Genomic DNA, 20,703 nt, shown 5'->3' on the forward strand with positions numbered 1-20,703 from the left:
CGAGCCTGCTCGCGATGACCGTCTACGATGGCGCGCAGTACCGAACCTAAAACCGCTCAGCCAGATCCGTGGTCATGAGCATCTGCTGGAACCTCTCGAGAAATACCGACTCAGCCTGAGTCAGTTTCTGTTCACGGTTCCACAGCAAGTAGACATTCACGTCAATCACTCCCTCCCATGGCGGCAAGCGCCAGACTTCTCCAGCCAGCACATCAGCCGCGACGATGTGCTCCGGCAGGCAACCGATGCCATAGCCGGCGCCCACCAGCCGGCGGATTTCATCGAGGCTCGGAGACGAAGCAACAATGCGCCCAGTGAACCCTTGCTGATCACGAAACACCGTAAGCGGCGACAGGTTGCCGCCAATCTGGTCGCTGGTAAAACTGACGAAGTTTTCACTCTGCAAATCCGCCAGGGTCAGGTTCGTGCGACCGAACAGCCGGTGCCGCTTGCCGCAGAAAAACGCATAGCGCTGCTGCAGCAACACCCGTTGCTCAAGCTTGGGCTGTGGGGTGCGGCACAGGCTCAGGCCGAACGAGGCGGTTTTTTGCAGCAGTGCGCTGGCCACATCCGAGCTGCGCAGCACATCGACCTCGAACTCCACCTGCGGGTATTCAAGGTGAAATTGCGCGAGGAACTCATCGTAGCAGCGTGATTGAATACGACTGATGGTCAGCATGCGGATCTTGCCCACCACCGTCTCGGCGGGTGAATCCAGGGCTGGGCCCAGGCGCGAGACCGTGCCGTACAGTTCGGCGGCGATCTGCATGACTTCTTCACCGGCCTTGGACAGGCTGATACGCGGCCCACGGCGCACCACCAGCGCGCTGTCGAGTTGCTCCTCCAGGCGCCGCAGGGCCTGGCTGATGGCCGGCTGGCTCAAGTGCAGGCGCGCGGCGGCCCGGCTGATGCTGCCTTCCTGGCCGATCACCAGGAAGGTGCGCAACAGATTCCAGTCCAGGCGGTCGTTGAGGAAGCGCTTGGCGTCGGGATCGCGTAACGAAGGGCCGGCAGGGATTATCATTATTCCTGGTGCTTATACTTGAGTATTTAGATTAGAAGCTTTTCCTAGCATAGGGGCTGGCGCAAGATCCAGCAACGCACCGCCAGAGTGCGAACGTCGTGCCTGCGCATGACACACATTTCCTCCTGCTTATAACAATGACGTCCAGGAGCTACAGATGACGAGCACTACCTCAAGTCCGCGACGTGCCGCGGCAGCGGCCTTTATCGGCACCACCATCGAATTCTACGACTTCTACATCTATGCCTTCGCGGCAGCGCTGGTTCTCGGCCAGCTGTTCTTCCCCAGTGAAAACCCGATGCTCAGCACCATGGCCGCGTTCGGCAGCTTCGCGGTCGGCTTTATCGCCCGCCCGTTCGCCGGCATGGTCTTCGGCCATCTGGGCGACCGCCTGGGGCGCAAGAAAATGTTGCTGGTGACCATCGTGCTGATGGGGGTGGCGACCACCTGCATCGGCTTGCTACCCACTTATGCCCAGGCGGGTATCTGGGCCCCGATCGGCCTGGTGGTCCTGCGCTTACTGCAAGGGATTTCGGTCGGTGGCGAATGGGGTGGCGCGGTGCTGATGGCCAGTGAACACGCGCCCAAGGGCCGCAAGGTGTTCTTCGCCTCGTTCGCCCAATGGGGCAGCCCGGCGGGCCTGCTGTTGGCGCTGATCGCATTCCGCTGCATCAGTGAAATGGAGCAGGACGCACTGATGAGCTGGGGCTGGCGTATTCCGTTCCTGATGAGCGGCGTGCTGATGATGGTCGGCCTGGCGATTCGTTTCGGCGTGCCTGAGTCGCCGGAGTTTGCCGCGGTCCAGGACAGCGGCCAGACCGCCGAGAACCCGGTGCTGGAAGTTATCCGCAAGGACTGGAAGAGCATTCTGTTCGCGGCCCTGGCAGTGACTATCGGCTCGGGCGGTTTCTTCTTCACCAACACCTTCATGATCACCTACGTCACGCAGTACCAGGGCATCGCCAAGACCACGATCCTCGACTGTCTGTTCGTGGTCACCGTGCTGCAATTTCTCTCCCAACCCTGTTCTGCGCTGTTGGCCGAACGCCTGGGCGAGGGACGCTTCCTCAAGTGGGTGGCGTCGCTGTGCATCCTGGTGCCGTACCCGATGTTCCTGCTGGTGCAGACCGGCAACCTGTTCTACATGACCGCGGGGATTGCCCTGGCGGTACTGCTGCTGGCAGCACTGTACGCGGTGATCGCCGGCTACATGGCTGAAGCCTTCCAGGCGCGGGTGCGTTACTCGGGCATCTCGATTGCCTATCAGTTGGGCAGCGGCGTGAGTGGTGGCCTGACGCCACTGATCGGCACCTTCCTGGCGGGGCATTTCGCCGGTCAATGGTGGCCGCTGGCAGTCTTCTTTAGCGGGCTGGCGCTGATGTCGTTGATCGGTGTGCTGGGCCTGGCTTATTTGCGCGGCGTCAACGCCAAGCCGGTCGGGCTGCCCCTTTCCCAAGGAGTTGTTTAATGAGCAAGCCAAGCGCTATGTCGCACATCGAGTGGCAGTCACGCTGTGAGTTGGCCGCGCTGTATCGGCTGGTCGCCTACTACCGCATGACCGACCTGATCGACACTCACATCACCCTGCGTGTGCCCGGGCCGCAGCGGCACTTCCTGATCAATCGCTACGGCGTGGCGTTCGAGAAAATGCGCGCCAGTGACCTGGTCCTGATCGACCTCGAGGGCAACGTGGTCGACGGTCAGCACGGTGGGCACGTGAATGCGGCCGGGTTCGTCATCCATTCGGCAATTCATGAGGCTCGCCCGGATCTGCACTGCATCATCCACACCCACACCGCTGCCGGTATGGCGGTGGCTGCCCAGCGCGACGGGTTGTTGCCGCTGACCCAGCACGCGCTGAAGTTCTACGGCAACCTGGCGTATCACACCTACGAAGGCATCGCGTTGTCGATGCACGAGCGCGAGCGGCTGGTGGCTGACCTGGGCTCGCACAAAGCGATGATCCTGCGTAACCACGGCCTGCTTGCGGCCGGTGACAGCGTGGCGGCGGCGTTCCACGAAATCTACTTCCTGGAGCGCGCCTGCCAGGCGCAGATCCAGGCGATGTCCGCCGGGGTAGCGCTGAACATCCCCGACGAAGCCGTGTGCCGGCACACCGCCGCGCAGTTTGGCCGTGAGGGTATCGAGGGGATCATTGATCTGGCCTGGCAGGCCGCGCTCAGTCTGATCGACGAGCAGCGCGCCGATTGGTGCCGTTGACCATGGCCAGTCTCGTGTTGTTGTGCCAGAACCCTGCGCTGACCGATTGGCTGGCCGCGCTGTTTGCCAGCCATGCACCGCACTTGCAGGTGCTGCGCCCTGAAGATTCAGGCGCACAGCAGGCCCAGGTTGCAGTGTGCTGGTTCCCACCAGCGGGCAGCCTCGGCGCCTTGCCGAACTTGCGCCTGGTGTACTCGATTGGCTCGGGGGTCGACCATCTGGCCCAGGATCCTTCGCGTGATCCGGCGCTGCCGGTATGCCGGGTGGTCGACCCGGATCACACCCAGGGTATGAGCGAGTACGTGCACTGGGGGGTGTTGCATTTTCACCGCGGCTTCGACCAGGTGATAACCGACAACGCTGCACAACGCTGGCAGCGTCCGCTGCAGCGCCGTGCGCAAGGGTTCCGGGTCGGGGTGATGGGCCTGGGAGCGATCGGGGCACCGGTGGCCATGCGGCTGGCCGAGGCCGGCTACGACGTGCGCGGTTGGGCGCGCACGCCGCGAGCAATCGATGGCGTGAGCACCTTCAGCGGAGCGTGCGCACTGCAGGGGTTTCTTTCGGAGTTGGATGTACTGGTCAACTTGCTGCCGCTGACCGCCGCCACTCAAGGTGTGTTGGGCCGCGAGGTGTTCCAGTACATGGCGCGAGGCAGTGCCTTGATCAATTGCGGGCGTGGCCAGCACCTCAATCATCCGGACTTGCAACAAGCCCTGGCGAGCGGGCAATTGCGTGGCGCCTTGCTGGATGTGTTCGAGCAGGAACCGTTGCCTGTGGACTCGCCGCTGTGGCGCACCCCTGGGGTCTGGGTGACGCCGCACATGGCGTCCGCCGCCTCGGACCAATGCATCGCCCAGCAGGTCGCCGACAACGTTTCACGGCTCGCCGCGGGACTGGCATTGAACAATCTGGTCGATCCCGAACAGGGATATTGAGCGGACCACGAATTAATCACTGCGCGTTGTGTGCCGCGTTATCGGCCAACGCACATGCAACCCGAATTGTCTTGGCATGAGGTCATCCATGAAAACATTTTTCCACCCGGCACAGCGTCTACACCATCCACGTTCCTACCTGTCGCGCGGGCAGATGCGCGAGCCGCAAGAGGTGCCCGCGCGTATCGACCCACTGCTGGCGGTGGTCAAGAAGCTCGGCTACCCGCTGCAGGAACCGCTCGACTACGGTCAGGCGCCACTCGCCGCGGTGCACAGCCCGGCCTACCTGGAATACCTGAGCAGCGCGTACCAGCAATGGCACGAGGTGCCGGAAGACTGGGGCGATGAGGTGATGTCGAACATTTTTATCCGCGAAGGCAATCCGCTGCGCGGGATCCTGGGCAAGACCGCCCGCTACCTGGCCGACGGCAGTTGCCCGATTGGCCAACACACCTGGCAGGCCGCTTACTGGTCAGCGCAAAGTGCGGTGGCCGCCGCCCAGGCGATTATCCAGGGCGATGAGGCGGCCTACGCCCTGTGCCGTCCACCAGGACACCATGCCCGTGCCGAAGGCGCTGGCGGCTTCTGCTTTCTGAATAACGCCGCAATTGCTGCCCAGGCGTTGCGGGGCACGTTCGCCAAGGTCGCGGTGCTGGATACCGACATGCACCACGGCCAGGGCATCCAGGAGATTTTCTACGACCGCGACGACGTGCTCTACGTGTCGATCCATGGCGACCCCACCAACTTCTACCCGGTGGTGGCCGGCTTCGACGACGAAACCGGCACTGGCCGCGGTGAAGGTTTTAACCTGAACCTGCCGATGGCCCACGGCTCCAGCGAGGCGGATTTCTTCGCGTGCATGGACCAGGCCGAGGCCGCCTTGCGCGCCTTCGCCCCAGACGTACTGGTGCTGTCACTGGGTTTTGATATCTACGAAAACGACCCGCAGTCCAAGGTTGCCGTAACCCATGAAGGTTTCCGGGTGCTGGGCCAGCGAATCAAGGCGCTGGGCCTGCCATGCGTGGTGGTGCAGGAAGGCGGTTACGACATCGCCACCCTCGACGAAAACGCTGCGCGGTTCTTCGACGGCTTGACCGCCTCGCGCTGAGCCTCAATCGCCCGGGCTGGTTAACCCACCAAGGGTTGCAGCCTGGGCTTACCGAGCAATACCTAAAACAACAAGGGTGCAACTTACGCCTCGGCGCAAGTTAGCGGTCGGGCTTGACCTTGCCCGCAGCAAACACACCTGGTCCAGAACAATAAAAATTCACGCTGCCACTCTTAAACGTTGGCAAAAAGGAAGTGCACCATGTGGTTCAAACTTTTCACCCTGGGGATGGCCGGCGCCAGCGTCTGCCTGAGCAGTACCGTAGTGGGCGCGGCAGAGTCGGCCAGCGGCTTTATTGAAGACAGCACGACGTCGGTAGGTTTGCGTAACTTTTACTGGAATGCCGACAACCGTAGCGGCAGCTACCGCAACCCCGAAGGCGAACGCCAAAGTTATCGTCAGGAGTGGGCGCAAGGGGTTCTGGCCAAGTTCAACTCAGGTTATACCCAGGGGCTGATTGGCTTCGGCATGGATCTGCATTACATGGGGGCGCTCAAACTCGACGGCGGCAACGGACGCGTCGGGGATGGCATCGGCAATGGCGGCATCGTTGCACGGGACAATCAAGGAGAGCCTAAAAGTGGCTACTCCAAGGCCGGTGGCGCGGTGAAGATGCGGGTCGGCCATACCGAGTTGGCCTACGGCGATCTGTTTCCCGATTCGCCAGTGCTCAAATACGGCGACATTCGTCTGTTGCCGCAAACATTAAGGGGCTTCAACGCCACGGATCGCTCGCTCGACGGCCTGACCCTGAATGCCGGGCGTTTTGTCTCCAGTAGCGACCGCGCGCAACCCAATCATGGTGGGCATCTGGGCACGGCCTACAGCGGGCGCCAGGCCGACAGCGAGTTCGTCAGTTATTACGGCGGTATTTACACGGGAGTCAACAACCTCAAGATCAAGCTATTTGGCTCCGAACTCGATGACATCTGGAATCAGCAGTTCGCCTCGCTTGACTACCGCCTGCCATTGACCGTCGGCGGCGTGGTGAATACCGGCGTCAACTATTACCGTACCCGCAATACCGGCGCGGCATTGCTGGGCGATATCCGCAACGATGCCTGGAGTGCGCGTGCGGGGTATGCGCTGGGTGGCCACAAGTTTGAACTGGCCTATACGCAGATCGATGGCGACCAGCCATTCGACTATGTCTGGAACAGTTTTGATATCGAACTGGATGCGGCCTCCCAGGGCAGTGACTTCAACAGCCCCAACGAAAAGGCCTGGAGTGCCCGCTATGACCTGGATGCCGCCGTGCTCGGCGTGCCGGGCCTGACCTTCACCGCGCGCTACATTCGTGGCACTGACATCGACGGCAGGGATGCCGGCGGTGCCTACTCCCGCTACCAGGCGGTGCGCGATGGTTCGCAGTGGGAGCGGGACCTGTGGGTCAAATACGTGGTGCAGTCAGGACCGGCGAAGAACCTGTCGCTGCGCTTGATGCTCGCCTCGATGCGGACCGGTGGCGATTACGGCGCGATTGCCAACGACCTGGATCAAACCCGGATCATCCTGGACTACCCCTTGGACCTGGGTTTCCTGCGCTAGCTTGAACGCGCTCCCAGCGAGCGCAATCAACAGAGGCCATCGCCGGCACCGCCGTGTATGGCCTCCCCCCCGCCAAGAACCTCGCATTGATTGCGCTGATGATTACTATCGAGCGGCACGCCTGTTGAATATCCAGGACTGATTCCTATAATCGCCTCCCTTTTCCCCCCGCCTGCCTGCAGGCGACCTGTCCCTCTGGAATCAACACCATGCCAAGCGCCAGCCAGGCCCCTCGCGACATCCCCGAACATAGCCAGCAAAGTGTCAAACAGCAGTGGTTGGCGATTCTCTCCGTCGCCGTAGGTGCATTCGCCCTGGTCACCAGTGAGTTTCTTCCGGTGGGCGTACTCAACGATGTCGCCAGCGACCTTGGCATCAGTGCCGGCCACGCCGGCCTGATGGTGACCCTGCCCGGCATCATGGCCGCCCTGGCCGCCCCCTTGCTGTCTGTCGGGATTGGCGCCATGGACCGTCGCTATCTACTGATCGGCCTGACGTTGATCATGATCATCGCCAACTCGGTCGTGGCCTTCGCCAGCGACTTCAACCTGCTGCTGTTCGGGCGCGTACTGCTGGGCATCAGTATCGGCGGCTTCTGGGCGACGGCCATCGCGCTGAGCGGCAGGCTGGCACCCAAGGGCGTTGGCGTCGCCCAGGCGACCTCGATAATCATGGTCGGCGTGACCTTGGCCACCGTCCTTGGCGTGCCCGTAGGCACCTGGCTCAGCGGCCTGATGGGCTGGCGCATGACGTTCCTGATCACCGCGTTGATGGGTATTCCGGTGCTCCTGGCGCAGGTCTTTCTCCTGCCCCGCCTGACCCCGGAAAAGGCCATCCGCATCAGTGACCTGCCAGCCCTGTTCGTCAATCCACAAGCGCGCGTTGGCTTGATTGCGGTATTGCTGATTGGCCTGGCGCACTTTGCCGCCTACACCTACGTCGCCCCCTTCTTTAAACACAGTGCCGGCTTCGATGGGCCGACTATTGGCTCGTTGCTGCTGCTCTTTGGCGTGGCCGGGGTCATGGGTAATATTTTTGCCGGCTTCGCCGCCAACCGCAGCGTACGCCATACCCTATTGCTGGTCGCGCTGATGATCGGCACCAGCACCGCCCTATTCCCCCACTTCGCCACCGGCATGACCGGCGCGGCGATGCTGATCGCGCTCTGGGGTTTCGCCTTTGGCGCCTTCCCGGCCTGCGCCAGTATCTGGATGTTTGTCGTAGCGCCCAAGGATGTCGAACGCGGGATGCCGCTGTTTGTCGCCTTGTTCCAGGTGATTATTGCGCTGGGTTCGTTTTTCGGCGGGCAGATCGTCGACCACCTGGGCAGCTCGGTGCTGCTGAGTCTTGCCACGGCGCTGGTAGGTTGCGGTTTTGTCACGGTGCTGGTGCTGGGGCGGAACATCACCAATAGCCTGGCGGCCCAGCCCTGCTAACCCGGGCCAATTTGTGAGCGCCCTTCAATAGCGCTCACAGTTCCTTCGATTGTTGCGCGGGTGCGGTAAACCATTTGTCCTTGGGTACACGCTTCTCTTCGCTGGGGTCACCGAGATAGTGCGGCGACATAATTTGCACTGAGTACTCGTTGAATACGTCCTGAATATTGGCGTGCAACAGGCTGAGCAATACCGCCCGCGGTCGAGGTTGACTCGGAATTGCCTGGGCCACCAGTCGATACTCGGGATAGAAGTCCGACAACGCTGTCTGGAACACCTGCGCCGGAGGGTCTTCGAGAACACCGGGCGTGCGCCTGGCGGCCTCCAGCAACATCGCCTCGACCTGCCGCCACGGCGTGTCGTAACCGATGGTCACGACCGTGTCGACCACATACCCAGGACCTTGCACGGTACGGGAGTAGTTCTTGGTAACGGTGGCGGTAATCATCGAATTGGGCAGCGTCAACACCTCCCCCAGACCTGTTCGGATGCTAGTCGTGAACATGCCCAGCTCTGTGACGGTGCCTTCATAGTCGCCAATGCGCACGAACTCCCCGGGACGCAAGGTTCGGGTGTACGTGAGGATCAATCCGGCCGCCGCCTGCCCGACCACACTGGTGGCACCGAGGGAAATCATCAAACCGATCAGTACCGACAAGCCTTTAAAGGCATCTGTACCGGCGCCGGGCAAATAGGGATAAGCCATGGCCAAGGCAAACAGCCAGATAGCCAGGGAGGTCAAGCGCTGGGTCGGGTGCAGGGTTTCTTGATTCAGCCAACTGAAGGTGCCGGGGACGGCCATGCGACGCAAGATCCGGCGACTGAAAGCTGAGATACCACGGGCAATGAAAAAGATTGCGACTGCGACGCCGAAACCAGGAATTGCACCGACGATCCCTTGGAGTAGATATCCCGCGACGTCCAACAGATAGTTGTTGAGGCTTTCGCCCCAGGGCCGGGTATAGGGAAACCGCGACAAAATAAAGCCAAGCCATTCATACGTGAGCAACAGCACGACGAGCCAGCGCAGTAACCCGAGTAAACGACTGACCAGCGGGTACAGGTAATTGGCATCTATTACCTGTACACGTCCGACTTTCAGCGCCTGTGTATGCCGATCCATCAAGTCCGGCAGTTTCCTCAGCAATCTGCGGCGCAGATACGCCATGCCCCAGAGCGCGGCAATCAGAATACCGGTGGCAAGGGCTGCAGCTGCCAGTGACCTGAAAATGAAATGCAGGCTGCGGGCTTCCTGGGTTTCGCTAACCACCTGGCGCAGTTTGTCGGCGGCGCTTTCTGCGGCCTGGCGCACTGATTCAAATTGGCTGGCATCGACATCCTGGGGAGAAACAATAAACGCGCGCCTGGAGCCCAGCAGCACCATGTAACTGTTCTGAATGGAGTCGAGGGTGACATTCAGATCGTCTGACTCATCCATTGCCTCACTGATCGCCGCTTTCGCACGCTTGACCCGTATTTCCGGTATTTCACCGTATAACGCGGCGCGGAAAACCATGACGCTGCGGTTGTAGATTTTCAGTTCCGCGGAAGCAGGTTCTACCGTTGCGCGAGAGTCCTGCGCGAACGCGAAAACTGAGCAAAACAACAAGAAAACAGCAGTCAATTGCGCGAGAAACCTGCTCCGCATGCGTCAGTTCCTTACTTGACATAATTCAGGTCAGGGGTACGTATCGCAGCGTAGCTCAACGACGGGCTATTTGCTGATTGAGGGGTGCCCGAGCACGTTGGCGAACACCGCATTGGCGGCGGTGGGAGGCGTACTTTCTAGCCAGGTAGTTATTGCAGGGCGATTACAACTATAGACCTTTAGTTGGAATTCGCAGATCGGCGGCAAAGGAGTCACGACGACCCAAACTCCATTAGGTTTGGGTCGGTGGTGTAATGGTTAGCGCAATCGGTTCCGTCCACTTGCGAAAACGCTCACACCTCAGAATCGCCAGGTCATGTTGCCGCTGAGGGCTTGAATCCAGGCGTCGCCGTACTCCCCGGAGACTTGATGACCCGAGATCGACTTGGTCTGGTCCACAGGCATATCGCCTAGCCAGACCATGGCCCAACTGACGTTGATGTCGGTGTCTTGATTAAGCGCATAGGTTGCGCCTGTGGCGATGCGCCAGGATTCGCCCATGGGTACAATCACGCTGCGTTTGCTGTCGGAGACGGCGCTGCTGTCGTAGGCCATACCAACATTCCACAGCCATTGCTCGGTAGCCTGGTACTGCGCGCCTAGGGACAGGTGCCAAGTGTCCTTGAACCCGGCATCGACTGATTTCGACTGTGCGCCCAACGCCGTTGTGTCGACCTGTACACCGATCTCACCGAACTGCGACCAATCCTGCCAATTAGCCGAGGCCAGCAAAGCCCATTGCCGGTCCAATTGCTGGAACAGGCTGAGGGTCACGGTCTGCGGCACGCTGGTGTCGAGTTTGGTGGCGGTGTCGTTGATGCGCTCCAGCAGACGCCCGTCGCCTTTCACATCCAGCCGGTCTTCGAAGTCCAGATCGACTTTACTGGTGTAGGTCAGGCCAATACGCGTGCCGGATTGCGGGGCGTAGATTACCCCGACATTGGCGCCATAACCCCAGGCCCCGTCCTTGTATTTGTACTGACCGTCAGCACGATCGGTGAAGCCGAAGGGAGCGCGGTCGATGGCGGTTTGCGCCTGCATCATGCCGTACATGGCCTTGACGCCAACACCCACCGACCATTGCTCATTAAATCGGTACGCAACGCTGGGTACCAGGGACAGACCCAGCAGACTGGAGTTCTGCGCGAAGTAGCGACCGTACCAGTCATTGTCGTAGTTGACCGCCAGGCCGAAGTCACCGTACTGGCCGAAGCCGACGCTCCAGTGGTCGTCGAGTTCATGGCTGATAAAGAAACTGCCACCGGGAATCGGGTCGAGAGCGTTACCGCTGCCGGTTCCTGCGACATTGCTACCGGCGTCGCGATCGAAGCTCAGGTCGCCATACAGCACTTGCAGGCCAGCGGTAATTTGTGTGCCTGACAGGTAACTCATGCCCGCGGGGTTACTGGCGATGGTCGATGGGCCCTGGGCGCGCGCAGCGGCACCGGCGTTGGCCAGGCCGGCATTATCGGTGCCAACTTCGTAGAGCAGAATGCCGCCGGCCCAGGCTTGCTGGCAGCACAGTGCCAGGAGTGTGCAGGCGGGCATGACACTACTTCTGGTTGGCATGATTAACCTCACAACTATCCATTGTGCGAATAACGTAGCGCACGCACCCGACTCCAGGGCGTAACAGTTGGTGCGACCGCGCACGCTCAAGTCGAATAGATACTAGTCAAGAAAACACAAACCATGCTCTTCGAAGCTGCTTGGTATTGAGGCGGTAAAGGTGAACGACCTCAACAGTGAATCCGATTTCGCGCAAGATGCCATTAACCTACTAGGCTCTTTGGGTGCTTTGAATTAAACGGGAGTTCTTTCGATGGGTCGGTTGGCCCCCTTGAACTGTCTTTTGGCACGGCGTAGGGGGATTTACTCACCGAGATCCTGATCGTTGCGTACTTGATGTGTGCGTAACAACTGAAAGGGTCAACCTTCGATAGGGTACCGCTTATGAAACGGCTCTCACATCGTACCAAGTTCTACCTTGCGTGCTCATTGCTCATCGCCCTCAACGTTGCCCATGCAGCCCAGACCGAAAAACCCAATATCCTGTTCATAGTCTCCGACGATACCGGCTACGGTGACCTCGGCCCTTATGGCGGCGGTGTAGGTCGCGGCATGCCGACACCGAGCATCGACGAACTGGCGGCGCAAGGCACCACTTTCTTTTCGTTCTACGCCCAACCCAGCTGCACTCCCGGCCGGGCAGCCATGCAGACCGGGCGCATTCCCAACCGCAGCGGCATGACCACTGTGGCATTTCAGGGCCAGGGTGGCGGTTTGCCGGCAGCCGAATGGACCCTTGCCTCCGTTCTCAAGACCGGTGGCTACGACACTTACTTCACCGGCAAGTGGCACCTGGGCGAAGCCGATTACGCCATGCCCAATGCCCAGGGCTACGACGTCATGAAGTACGTCGGCCTTTATCACCTCAACGCTTACACCTATGCCGATCCAGAATGGTTCCCGGACATGGACCCCGAGACCCGCGCCATGTTCGCCAATGTCACCAAGGGCGCGCTGTCCGGCAAGGCAGGTGAAAAACCGGTCGAGGAATTCAAGATCAACGGCGAGTATGTCGATACGCCGGTTATCGATGGAAAACCCGGTGTGGTCGGGATTCCCTACTTTGACGGATATGTCGAGAAAGCCGCCATGGAGTTTCTCGATACCGCCGCCAAGTCCGACAAGCCGTTTTTCATCAACGTCAACTTCATGAAAGTGCATCAGCCGAATTTGCCGGCACCGGAATTCGTACATAAGTCGATTTCCAAATCCAAGTACGCCGACTCGGTGGTGGAACTCGACACCCGCATTGGCCGCATCATGGACAAGCTCAAAGCGCTGGGCATGGATAAGAACACCCTGGTGGTTTACACCACCGACAACGGCGCTTGGCAGGACGTTTATCCGGATGCCGGCTATACGCCCTTCCGCGGCACCAAAGGCACGGTACGCGAAGGTGGCAACCGAGTACCGGCAATCATGGTATGGCCGGAAAAAATCAAACCTGCGATGAAAAACCACGACATCATCGGAGGCCTGGATCTGATGGCGACATTCGCGTCGGTGGCCGGCATTAAACTGCCGGAGAAAGACCGCGAAGGTCAGCCGATCATGTTCGACAGCTACGACATGACCCCGGTATTGCTGGGGACCGGCCCCTCACCCCGCAAGGAGTGGTTCTATTTCACGGAAAACGAACTGTCGCCCGGTGCCGCCCGTGTCGGCAACTTCAAGGCCGTTTTCAACCTGCGCGGCGATGACGGCGCCCAGACCGGTGGCCTGGCGGTCGACTCCAATCAGGGCTGGAAAGGCGCCAGCAAGTACGTGGCAACCGTACCGCAGGTCTTCGACTTGCTGCAGGACCCGCAGGAGCGCTATGACATCTTCATGAACAACTTTACCGAACGCACTTGGTCGATGGTTCCTATCAGCATTGCCATCAGCAACTTGATGAAGACCTACGTGCAATACCCGCCTCGCAAGATGCAAAGCATGACTTACGACGGACCGATCGAGCTGTCGAAATATCAAAAGTTCCAGTCGGTTCGAGAGGAACTGCAAAAAGAAGGCATTCACTTGCCGATGCCCGCCGGAAACTAGTTAAGCAGGCAATGAGCGGCGGCTTTATCTACGGCCGCCGCTTAATGACAGCGTCAACCGTGTTCTTTCGCAGAAATATCGGGTCATGCCCAGTGTCCAGTCAGTGCCAGGCGGTACGCGAAGGCTTTTCATTAAAACCTCCTTGTACAACGCTCGCCGATACTTTCTAGCCAAGTAGCTATTGCATGGCGATTACACCAATCCTCGCCATCGCAGCGCCACCCGCCGATTCACAAACATATAAAAATCCAGAAGTCAGCCTACAAACATATGAATTCTTATCGATGTTTGGCTGCCTTAAGCTGCGTGCACTCCTCTTGCAGGAGACCGTTTCGTCGGTACGCCTGCGCCAGGCGATCCTAAAAATAATCTGTCTGCCGACCAAGGATTTTCTATGTCACCTACCCTCGCACGCCGCCGTGCCGGCCATTGCGCTCCGATCAGCGCTTGCACTGGTGTTGGAGGTCGGCAATGACCTCCCCGCTTTCCCGGCAAAACGCCGATGAATCGCTGTTGCACAGTCAAGGCTATGCCCAGGAACTGCATCGCGGCCTGTCGCTCTGGTCTTCGTTTTCCGTCGGTTTCGCCACCGTCTCGCCAGTGGTGGGTATTTACTCGGTGATGTCGCTGGGCGCGATGAGTGCCGGTCCGTCCTGGGTCTGGATCGTACCGCTGTGCCTCGCGCTGCAACTGCTGGTGGCGCTGGTATACGCCGAACTGGCTTCACAGTACCCGCTCGCCGGCGGCTGTTACCAATGGGTCAAACGCCTGGCAGGCGACCGCTGGGCCTGGTTCACCGGGTTCATGTACCTGGCCTCCGCGCTGGCCTCGCTGACCACAGTGTCCTATCTGGGCGGATTCTGGCTGTGGCTGTTTTTCACCGGCGAGCCCCCGACGGCAAACGCGCAGGTGTTCAGTGGCGCTGTGCTGTTGATGCTCGGCCTGGGTGTGAACCTGTTCGGCATCAACCCGCTCAAGTACTTCGTGAATGCGGGCATCATTGCCGAGGCGATTGCCTCGATCGGTATTGGCGTGTTGCTGCTGCTGTTCTTCCGTAACCATTCGTTGTCACTGGTGTTCGAAGGACTGGCGTCCACCCAAGGTACAGAGGGTTCCTATCTTTGCGGGTTCCTGACGGCCATGGCAGTCGGTGGCTGGGCGTTCCTCGGTTTCGATGCTTGCTCGCAGGTTTCCGAAGAAACCGCCGATGCACGGACGTCGACACCCCGCGCGATCTTGCGCTCGATGATTCTGGTCGGCCTGACCGTAATGCTCACCGCATTCGCCGTGACCCTGTCCTACACCAATACCGCCGGCATGGTCTCGGGCCAAATCATCGACCCGGTTACACCTGCCGTCGTCGATGCATTTGGCGCTTGGTCTGAGCGTCCGTTCGTCGGCATTGTTCTGATTGCGTTTATTGCGTGCGTCGTCTCTGTACAGACCTACATCGGTCGCGCGGTGTTCGGCATGGCGCGCGATTCGATGCTGCCCGCCTCAGCGGTGCTGCGCCGGGTGGATAAACGCAAAGTTCCTTTCGCAGCGATGGTCTTCTGCACTCTGTTCGCCAGCTTCGGCCTGGCGCTGGGGTTGAATGCAACGGCCGTCGGCACGCTGATCGCCTTTGGCAGCGGCGGCTTCTTCGTGGTGTTTCTGATTGTCATCACTTGTGCCCTGCTCGCTCGACTCAAAGGCAAATGGAAAGCCGAACCAGGGACTTTCAGTCTCGGTCGCTGGGGCATGCCGGTCAATATCGCCGCGTTCTTCTGGCTGGTGTTCGAAAGCATCAACGTCGCTTGGCCAAGGGAGTCCCTCGCACCACCCGGAGCGCCGTGGTTCCAGGTCTGGGCAGTCATCCTGGTGTTCTCGACCCTCGCGGTGCTGGGCCTGATCTACATGTTGCGAGCCAAGCCTTACCTGCGTGCCAACCCTCAACTGCGTACCGATTAACCCCCATCAAATTGTCGCGTGAGGTCCATGAATCATGGGCCTTGCCGATCTGGAGTTTCTGATGTCCTCACTTCACTATTGGAACTACCCCACAGAGATCTTCTGTGGGCCCGGTGCGCTGGATGTATTGGCTGAGCGCTGCAAATTGCTGGGCATGCGCAACCCCTTGCTGGTCACCGACCCTGGGATGCTGGCACTGGAACCGATGACGCTGATCCAGGAACATTTGCTGCAAGCCGACATTAGGTTCGCCGTGTTCAGCGACATAGCCAGCAACCCAAGCCTTGAGGATGTCGCCAGGGGCGTAGCCGCGTTCAAGGCAGGCAAGCACGATGCGCTGATCGCCCTGGGTGGCGGTAGTGCGATGGACGCCGCCAAAGGCATCAGCCTGGCCGCCGTCGACGAGCAAGGCCTCGACCAATACCAATGGTCGAATGTCATTGCAAACTACCCAACCCTGGCGGACTTTCCACACCTGGACCTACCCCGCCTGATCGCCTTGCCCACCACCGCGGGCACGGGTTCGGAGCTGGGTCGTGAAGCGGTGCTGACCCTCAGCGAACAGAACATAAAGCGTGTGATCAGCCACCCGCAGTTGCTGCCGGCATGCGTGATCCTTGATCCGGTCCTGACCCGTGGCCTGCCACCCGCGCTGACCGCCGCCACCGGCATGGATGCGCTGACCCATCACATTGAAGCCTTTTGCTCTCCTCTGTATCACCCGATGTCCTCCGGTGTCGCGGTAGAAGGCATTCGCCTGATCCAGCAGCATCTGTGCGACGCCCATCGCGATGGCCAGGACATGATTGCGCGCGAAGGCATGCTGGTGGCGTCCGCCATGGCCGCCGTGGCGTTTCAGAAAGGCCTGGGCGGCGTGCACGCCCTGGCCCATCCATTAGGCGCGCGTTATCACAAACATCACGGGCTGTTGAATGCAATCCTCCTGCCCTACGTGCTGGTCGCCAATCGGCACGCGATCAGTGAAGACATCGCGCGGCTGGCGCGCTATCTGGAATTGAAACAAGCCGATTTCGACGGTTTCCTCGACTGGGTGCTACAACTGCGTCAACGCCTGGGGATTGCTCATTCACTGAGTGAAATCGGCCTCGATGCAGAGGCTGCGGCATGGGTCGGGGAGCAGGCGCTCGCCGATATCTCCTCTTCGGACACTAATGCCTGTGTCCTCAGTGCGGCCGAATACAGCCAGATTTTTCGCAACGCCGTGCAGGGTGTCCTGCCGGGAGTGTCAGCATGAGCAAGGCTCAGTACATCAACGGAGCCTGGCTGACGGGCGATGGCGCCGAGCAGATCACTGTCTACGATCCGTCCCTCGGCCAGCCGTTCGCCGAACTCAAGGTCGCCAGCTCTGCCCAGGTGGACCAGGCCATCGCCGCGGCACGCCAGGCCCTGCCAGCCTGGCGAAACACCAGCGCATCGATCCGTGCGGGCTACTTGAGAGGCTTCGCTGAGCAAATCGAACAGCGTCGTGAAACATTGATCACCCTACAGATGCAGAACAACGGCAAGCCCCGTCATGAGGCGGTCGTGGATATCGACGATGCCGTGGCCACCTTTACCTATTATGCAGGCCTGGCCGAAGGGCTGGCGGCTCGGCCCAGCACTGAGGTGCCGTTGGCTGTCCCTGGCTTTACCGCCCATACGCACCTGGAACCCCTTGGGGTTGTCGGCCTGATCGTGCCGTGGAATTTCCCCTTGGTCACCAGTGCCTGGAAACTGGCCCCGGCCCTTGCTGCTGGCTGTACGGTGGTACTCAAGCCTTCGGAAATCACGCCACTGATCGAACAAACCTATGGCGAGATCGCCGATGCTCTAGGTTTGCCGGCAGGCGTGTTGAACATCATCTGCGGCAAGGCCCAAACTGGTGCGGCGTTGAGCAATCATGCCGGTATCGACAAGTTGTCATTCACCGGTAGCAACGCCGTGGGCACTCAAGTGATGCGCAGCGCCGCGGCCTATTGCCGACCGGTCACCCTGGAGCTGGGTGGCAAATCGGCCATTGTGGTATTCGACGATTGCGACCTCGACCAGGCGGTCGAATGGATCGTCGCCGGAATTTGTTGGAATGCGGGGCAGATGTGCTCGGCCACCTCGCGCCTGCTGGTGCAGGAGAGCATTGCCGATGCCCTGATGCTGCGCTTGAAAACGGCCTTCGAAACGCTGCGAGTGGGCAACCCGCTTGACGGTGAAGTCGATATGGGCCCCCTAGCCAGTCAGGCGCAATGGGACAAGGCGTGCGAGTACTTCACCATTGCCCGCGCCGAAGGTCTGCAATGCGTGGCCGGTGGCGAGGCGTTGCGCGATCCTGGATGGTTCGTCAGCCCGACCCTCTACGCCGATGTGCCCACGACCAGCCGCCTGTGGACCGAGGAAATTTTTGCACCGGTGCTGTGCACTCATCGCTTCAGTTCGGAGCAACAGGCACTGGCGCTGGCCAACGACAGCCGTTTCGGACTGGTGGCCACGGTGATCAGCGCGGACCTGGTTCGCGCTGAACGCGTGGCCCTTGCATTGGAAGTCGGCCACGTCTGGATCAACTCGATCCAGGCGGTATTCGTGGAGACGTCCTGGGGGGGAACCAAGGGCAGCGGCATCGGTCGCGAACTCGGTCCATGGGGGCTGTCAGCCTATCAATCGGTCAAGCATGTCACCAGATGCCTTGGCTGATACCTGGTTCACAAACCATGCTCGGCCAACAGGTCGGCGATGAAGGCCCGAACGGCTTCGCTTTGCGGGTGCCCCACATGCGTGATCATACTGTGCTGTACCTCATAGCGCAGCGTCGCTGGATGCAGGGCGCGCATTTGCCCGCCTAGCAGCCAGGGCCGGGCGTAGTGCGCCGGGAGATAACCCAGGTGGGTCCCAGCCAACACGCCATGGGCGACCGCTTCCATGTGGTGCGCCGTGGCTGAAGCGCGATCAGGTGCAATGGGCAACACCTGGTCGGTGGGCAGGAAGCCATGGCGGATCCAGTCGCTGGCCTTGAGCTGTTCCAGGCTTGGCGCCTCGACACCGAACAGCGGGTGAGCCTGACCGCAGAAAATGCCGATTTCCTCCGTGTACAGCGGCTGGTAGTTCAAGGTCGGTAATGGACGGCTGAAATAGGAAATGGCGACGTCCAGTTGCCCATCTATCACCGCCCGTTCGAGTTCGGTGGGCGAGTTCACGAAGATGTGCAGGTGCATGTCGTGCTCACGCTGATAAAACCGGGCGATGGCCGCATCAATCCGCGCTGTCGGCAAGGTCGCGATATTGTCTGCCAGGCCCAGGTAAAGGTCCCCCACCAGGCGCCCGGAAAGATCCTGGGCTTCGTTGCGAAACGCATCCACCGCCCCGAACAATGCCGCTGACGCCTTGAGAATCCTCTGGCCTTTTTCGGTCAACCGAAAGCCGCCCTTTCCCCGCTCGCAAATCCGGTAGCCCAGGCGTTTTTCCAGGCCGGAAATGTGCGTACTGATGTTCGACTGGCTCATGTTCAATTCGGCCTGGGCAGCCGTGAACCCACCGCATTTCACCACGATGGAAAAAATACGCAGCAGCCGCAAATCCATGTCCGTAACGTTTCTGAGCACAGTGTTTCTCGACAGATTGGAAAACCTTTCGCACGCGCCGCCGGCACGAACATGAGCTGGAACAAACCATGAGTTACTGCAACTGCCTGTCACCGAGCCACGATAGTATCGGTGATTACTGTTGTTTTGAGGTTACCATCCGCCACCGAGTGCTTTGAATGCAGCAACCGCCGAGCGCGCCGATTCCGTTTGTGCCTGGGCCCGGGCGTCGGATGTCTGCAGGAGCTTTTCATCGGCACGTAGCACCTCAATCAAGCTGATCGCGCCTTTTTGATATCCCATGAATGAGGATTGTCTCGCTAAGGCAAGAGCGGTTTCACCTCTGCCCAGCGTGGCAGCCTGGGCTTGGCGATTGGCCAAGGAGGAGAAGGCGTTCTCAACATCTGCAGTGGCTTGCAGGACTGACTGGCGGTAAGCGGCCAGGGCTTGCGCTTCGCTGCCCTTGGCCTGCTCGATCTGAGCGTTTACTCGGCCGAAATCGAAAAGCCTCCATCGCAGCCCTAGTACGGCTGCCGATTGGCTCGCTCCGCTGCTGAACAGATTAGCGCTTGAAACGGCTGTCGCACTGCCCAGCAACGCACTAAGGGAGAGCTTCGGGTAATACTCGCTCATCGCCATTCCAATGCGCGCGCTTGAGGCGGCGAGGCGACGCTCAGCCACGATGAGGTCAGGCCTGCGGCGCAGCAGATCCGCAGGTGTACCGGTCGACGTCAGCTGCGCAGGTTGCGGAATACCTTTGACTGTCGCCAAGGTTTGACGATGGGTGCCGGGGGGGACGCCCAGCATTATGTCCAGCGCATTCATGGCCGCATCAAGTCCCGTGCGCAAGACCGGTACGCTCGCCTGGGCCTGCGCAAGCTCGCCCTCGGTCTGACGCAGCTGGTATTGCGCAGCCAGCCCCTTGCCGTAAAGCAGCTGAACCTTGTCCAGCAGATCCTCCTGCGTTTTGACCTGTTGCTGGGCAATGGCCAATCGGGTTTGCAGGCCCCGGATGGTGATGTAGGTATCAGCCGTCAGAGCGGCGACTGCAAGCCTTGCTGCAACGACACTTGCTTCAGAGGCCTCGTACTCAGCCAATGCAGCCTGTCTGCCGCGGCGCAGACCGCCGAACACATCCAATTCCCAGCTTGCGCTGAGGTCAGCTTCGTAGGCGTTGCCGTAGCGATCATAGCCGGGCGTCGAGTCAAGGACTTGGCCGAGTGGCGTTTCAACTGATTGATAGGCACGTGCCGCTTGGGCGCTGGTGCTGCCCGAGGGTAGAAGTGCCGCCGTTGCAATGCCCAGTGCTGCCCGTGCCTGGGTGAGTTGCGCATTGGCCTGGGCCAGGTTGAGATTCTTGATCAGGGCCTGTGAGACAAAGTCGCTGAGCATGGGATCTGCGAAACCTTCCCACCAAACGACATTGCTTGCTGAGCGCACGGTAATATTCGGTTCTTTACCCGGTTGCGTCAGAAAACGATCATTGATTGGAGCATCTGGACGCTGATAATCCGGACCTACGGCGCAACTCGCCAGTAGGCCGGTACTTATGACCAGTGCGTACGTAGAGAGCGGGCGCATTGAACTTCCCCTGAGCAGATTTAAGTTGTGACGATATTACAATATGGTCACTCGTTGTCAATCAGGGCTCGT

The 20,703-nt window shown here is 60.1% G+C and carries 16 protein-coding genes; 11 read left to right on the forward strand and 5 right to left on the reverse strand.

Annotated elements, in window-relative coordinates; all coding sequences use genetic code 11:
• Positions 1 to 46 precede the first annotated feature (46 nt).
• On the reverse strand, positions 47 to 1,024 hold the full coding sequence (locus tag ACM6IP_RS03845; RefSeq protein ID WP_414860980.1) for a LysR family transcriptional regulator: 978 nt from the start codon (positions 1,022 to 1,024) through the stop codon (positions 47 to 49).
• 157 nt (positions 1,025 to 1,181) lie between these two features.
• On the opposite strand from ACM6IP_RS03845, the gene ACM6IP_RS03850 reads away from it, so the two are divergent.
• The 6 genes from ACM6IP_RS03850 (at position 1,182) to ACM6IP_RS03875 (ending at position 8,274) form a co-directional block, all read left to right on the forward strand.
• Positions 1,182 to 2,492, forward strand: coding sequence for an MFS transporter (locus ACM6IP_RS03850; RefSeq protein WP_095168628.1), 1,311 nt, complete (start codon positions 1,182 to 1,184; stop codon positions 2,490 to 2,492).
• On the forward strand, positions 2,492 to 3,244 hold the full coding sequence (locus ACM6IP_RS03855; protein WP_095168627.1) for a class II aldolase/adducin family protein: 753 nt from the start codon (positions 2,492 to 2,494) through the stop codon (positions 3,242 to 3,244). Before ACM6IP_RS03850 ends, ACM6IP_RS03855 begins: the two co-directional genes overlap by 1 nt.
• A gap of 2 nt (positions 3,245 to 3,246) precedes the next feature.
• Positions 3,247 to 4,179 carry a 2-hydroxyacid dehydrogenase gene (locus tag ACM6IP_RS03860; protein WP_414860981.1) on the forward strand — a complete coding sequence of 311 codons (933 nt, stop codon included), beginning with the start codon at positions 3,247 to 3,249 and terminating at the stop codon, positions 4,177 to 4,179.
• Between the two features lie 88 nt (positions 4,180 to 4,267).
• Positions 4,268 to 5,290: a histone deacetylase family protein gene (locus ACM6IP_RS03865; protein ID WP_414860982.1), complete on the forward strand. Its 1,023-nt coding sequence runs from the start codon at positions 4,268 to 4,270 to the stop codon at positions 5,288 to 5,290.
• Positions 5,291 to 5,491: 201 nt separating this feature from the next.
• The gene (locus ACM6IP_RS03870; RefSeq protein ID WP_095168622.1) at positions 5,492 to 6,838 is read left to right on the forward strand and encodes an OprD family porin; all 1,347 of its coding nucleotides are present in this window, start codon (positions 5,492 to 5,494) and stop codon (positions 6,836 to 6,838) included.
• Positions 6,839 to 7,047: 209 nt separating this feature from the next.
• A complete protein-coding gene (locus ACM6IP_RS03875) occupies positions 7,048 to 8,274 on the forward strand; it encodes an MFS transporter (RefSeq protein WP_095168620.1) in 1,227 nt (408 codons plus the stop codon).
• Between the two features lie 34 nt (positions 8,275 to 8,308).
• On the opposite strand, the gene ACM6IP_RS03880 is transcribed toward ACM6IP_RS03875, so the two are convergent.
• Complete coding sequence (locus tag ACM6IP_RS03880) at positions 8,309 to 9,922, reverse strand: mechanosensitive ion channel family protein (RefSeq protein ID WP_414860983.1); 1,614 nt, start codon at positions 9,920 to 9,922, stop codon at positions 8,309 to 8,311.
• A 300-nt stretch (positions 9,923 to 10,222) separates the two neighbouring features.
• Positions 10,223 to 11,470: an OmpP1/FadL family transporter gene (locus ACM6IP_RS03885; RefSeq protein WP_414860984.1), complete on the reverse strand. Its 1,248-nt coding sequence runs from the start codon at positions 11,468 to 11,470 to the stop codon at positions 10,223 to 10,225.
• 405 nt (positions 11,471 to 11,875) lie between these two features.
• On the opposite strand from ACM6IP_RS03885, the gene ACM6IP_RS03890 reads away from it, so the two are divergent.
• The 5 genes from ACM6IP_RS03890 (at position 11,876) to ACM6IP_RS03910 (ending at position 18,166) form a co-directional block, all read left to right on the forward strand.
• A complete protein-coding gene (locus ACM6IP_RS03890; RefSeq protein ID WP_095168613.1) occupies positions 11,876 to 13,531 on the forward strand; it encodes an arylsulfatase in 1,656 nt (551 codons plus the stop codon).
• Positions 13,532 to 13,716: 185 nt separating this feature from the next.
• Positions 13,717 to 14,037, forward strand: a complete 321-nt coding sequence (locus ACM6IP_RS03895) for a hypothetical protein (RefSeq protein ID WP_414860985.1) — start codon at positions 13,717 to 13,719, stop codon at positions 14,035 to 14,037.
• A complete protein-coding gene (locus tag ACM6IP_RS03900; RefSeq protein WP_414860986.1) occupies positions 14,003 to 15,481 on the forward strand; it encodes an APC family permease in 1,479 nt (492 codons plus the stop codon). The genes ACM6IP_RS03895 and ACM6IP_RS03900 overlap by 35 nt, the downstream gene beginning before the upstream one ends.
• Before the next feature lie 61 nt (positions 15,482 to 15,542).
• Positions 15,543 to 16,736, forward strand: coding sequence for an iron-containing alcohol dehydrogenase (locus ACM6IP_RS03905; RefSeq protein WP_414860987.1), 1,194 nt, complete (start codon positions 15,543 to 15,545; stop codon positions 16,734 to 16,736).
• Complete coding sequence (locus ACM6IP_RS03910; protein WP_414860988.1) at positions 16,733 to 18,166, forward strand: aldehyde dehydrogenase family protein; 1,434 nt, start codon at positions 16,733 to 16,735, stop codon at positions 18,164 to 18,166. The genes ACM6IP_RS03905 and ACM6IP_RS03910 overlap by 4 nt, the downstream gene beginning before the upstream one ends.
• Positions 18,167 to 18,174: 8 nt before the next feature.
• Here ACM6IP_RS03910 and ACM6IP_RS03915 read toward each other — a convergent pair whose 3' ends face one another.
• Positions 18,175 to 19,071 (reverse strand): LysR family transcriptional regulator, encoded by an 897-nt coding sequence (locus ACM6IP_RS03915; RefSeq protein WP_095168608.1) that lies wholly within the window; start codon positions 19,069 to 19,071, stop codon positions 18,175 to 18,177.
• A gap of 132 nt (positions 19,072 to 19,203) precedes the next feature.
• Positions 19,204 to 20,631 (reverse strand): efflux transporter outer membrane subunit, encoded by a 1,428-nt coding sequence (locus ACM6IP_RS03920; protein WP_414860989.1) that lies wholly within the window; start codon positions 20,629 to 20,631, stop codon positions 19,204 to 19,206.
• Between the last annotated feature and the right edge of the window lie 72 nt (positions 20,632 to 20,703).

This window comes from Pseudomonas sp. IT-P176, assembly GCF_949767245.1.
Lineage (GTDB): Bacteria > Pseudomonadota > Gammaproteobacteria > Pseudomonadales > Pseudomonadaceae > Aquipseudomonas.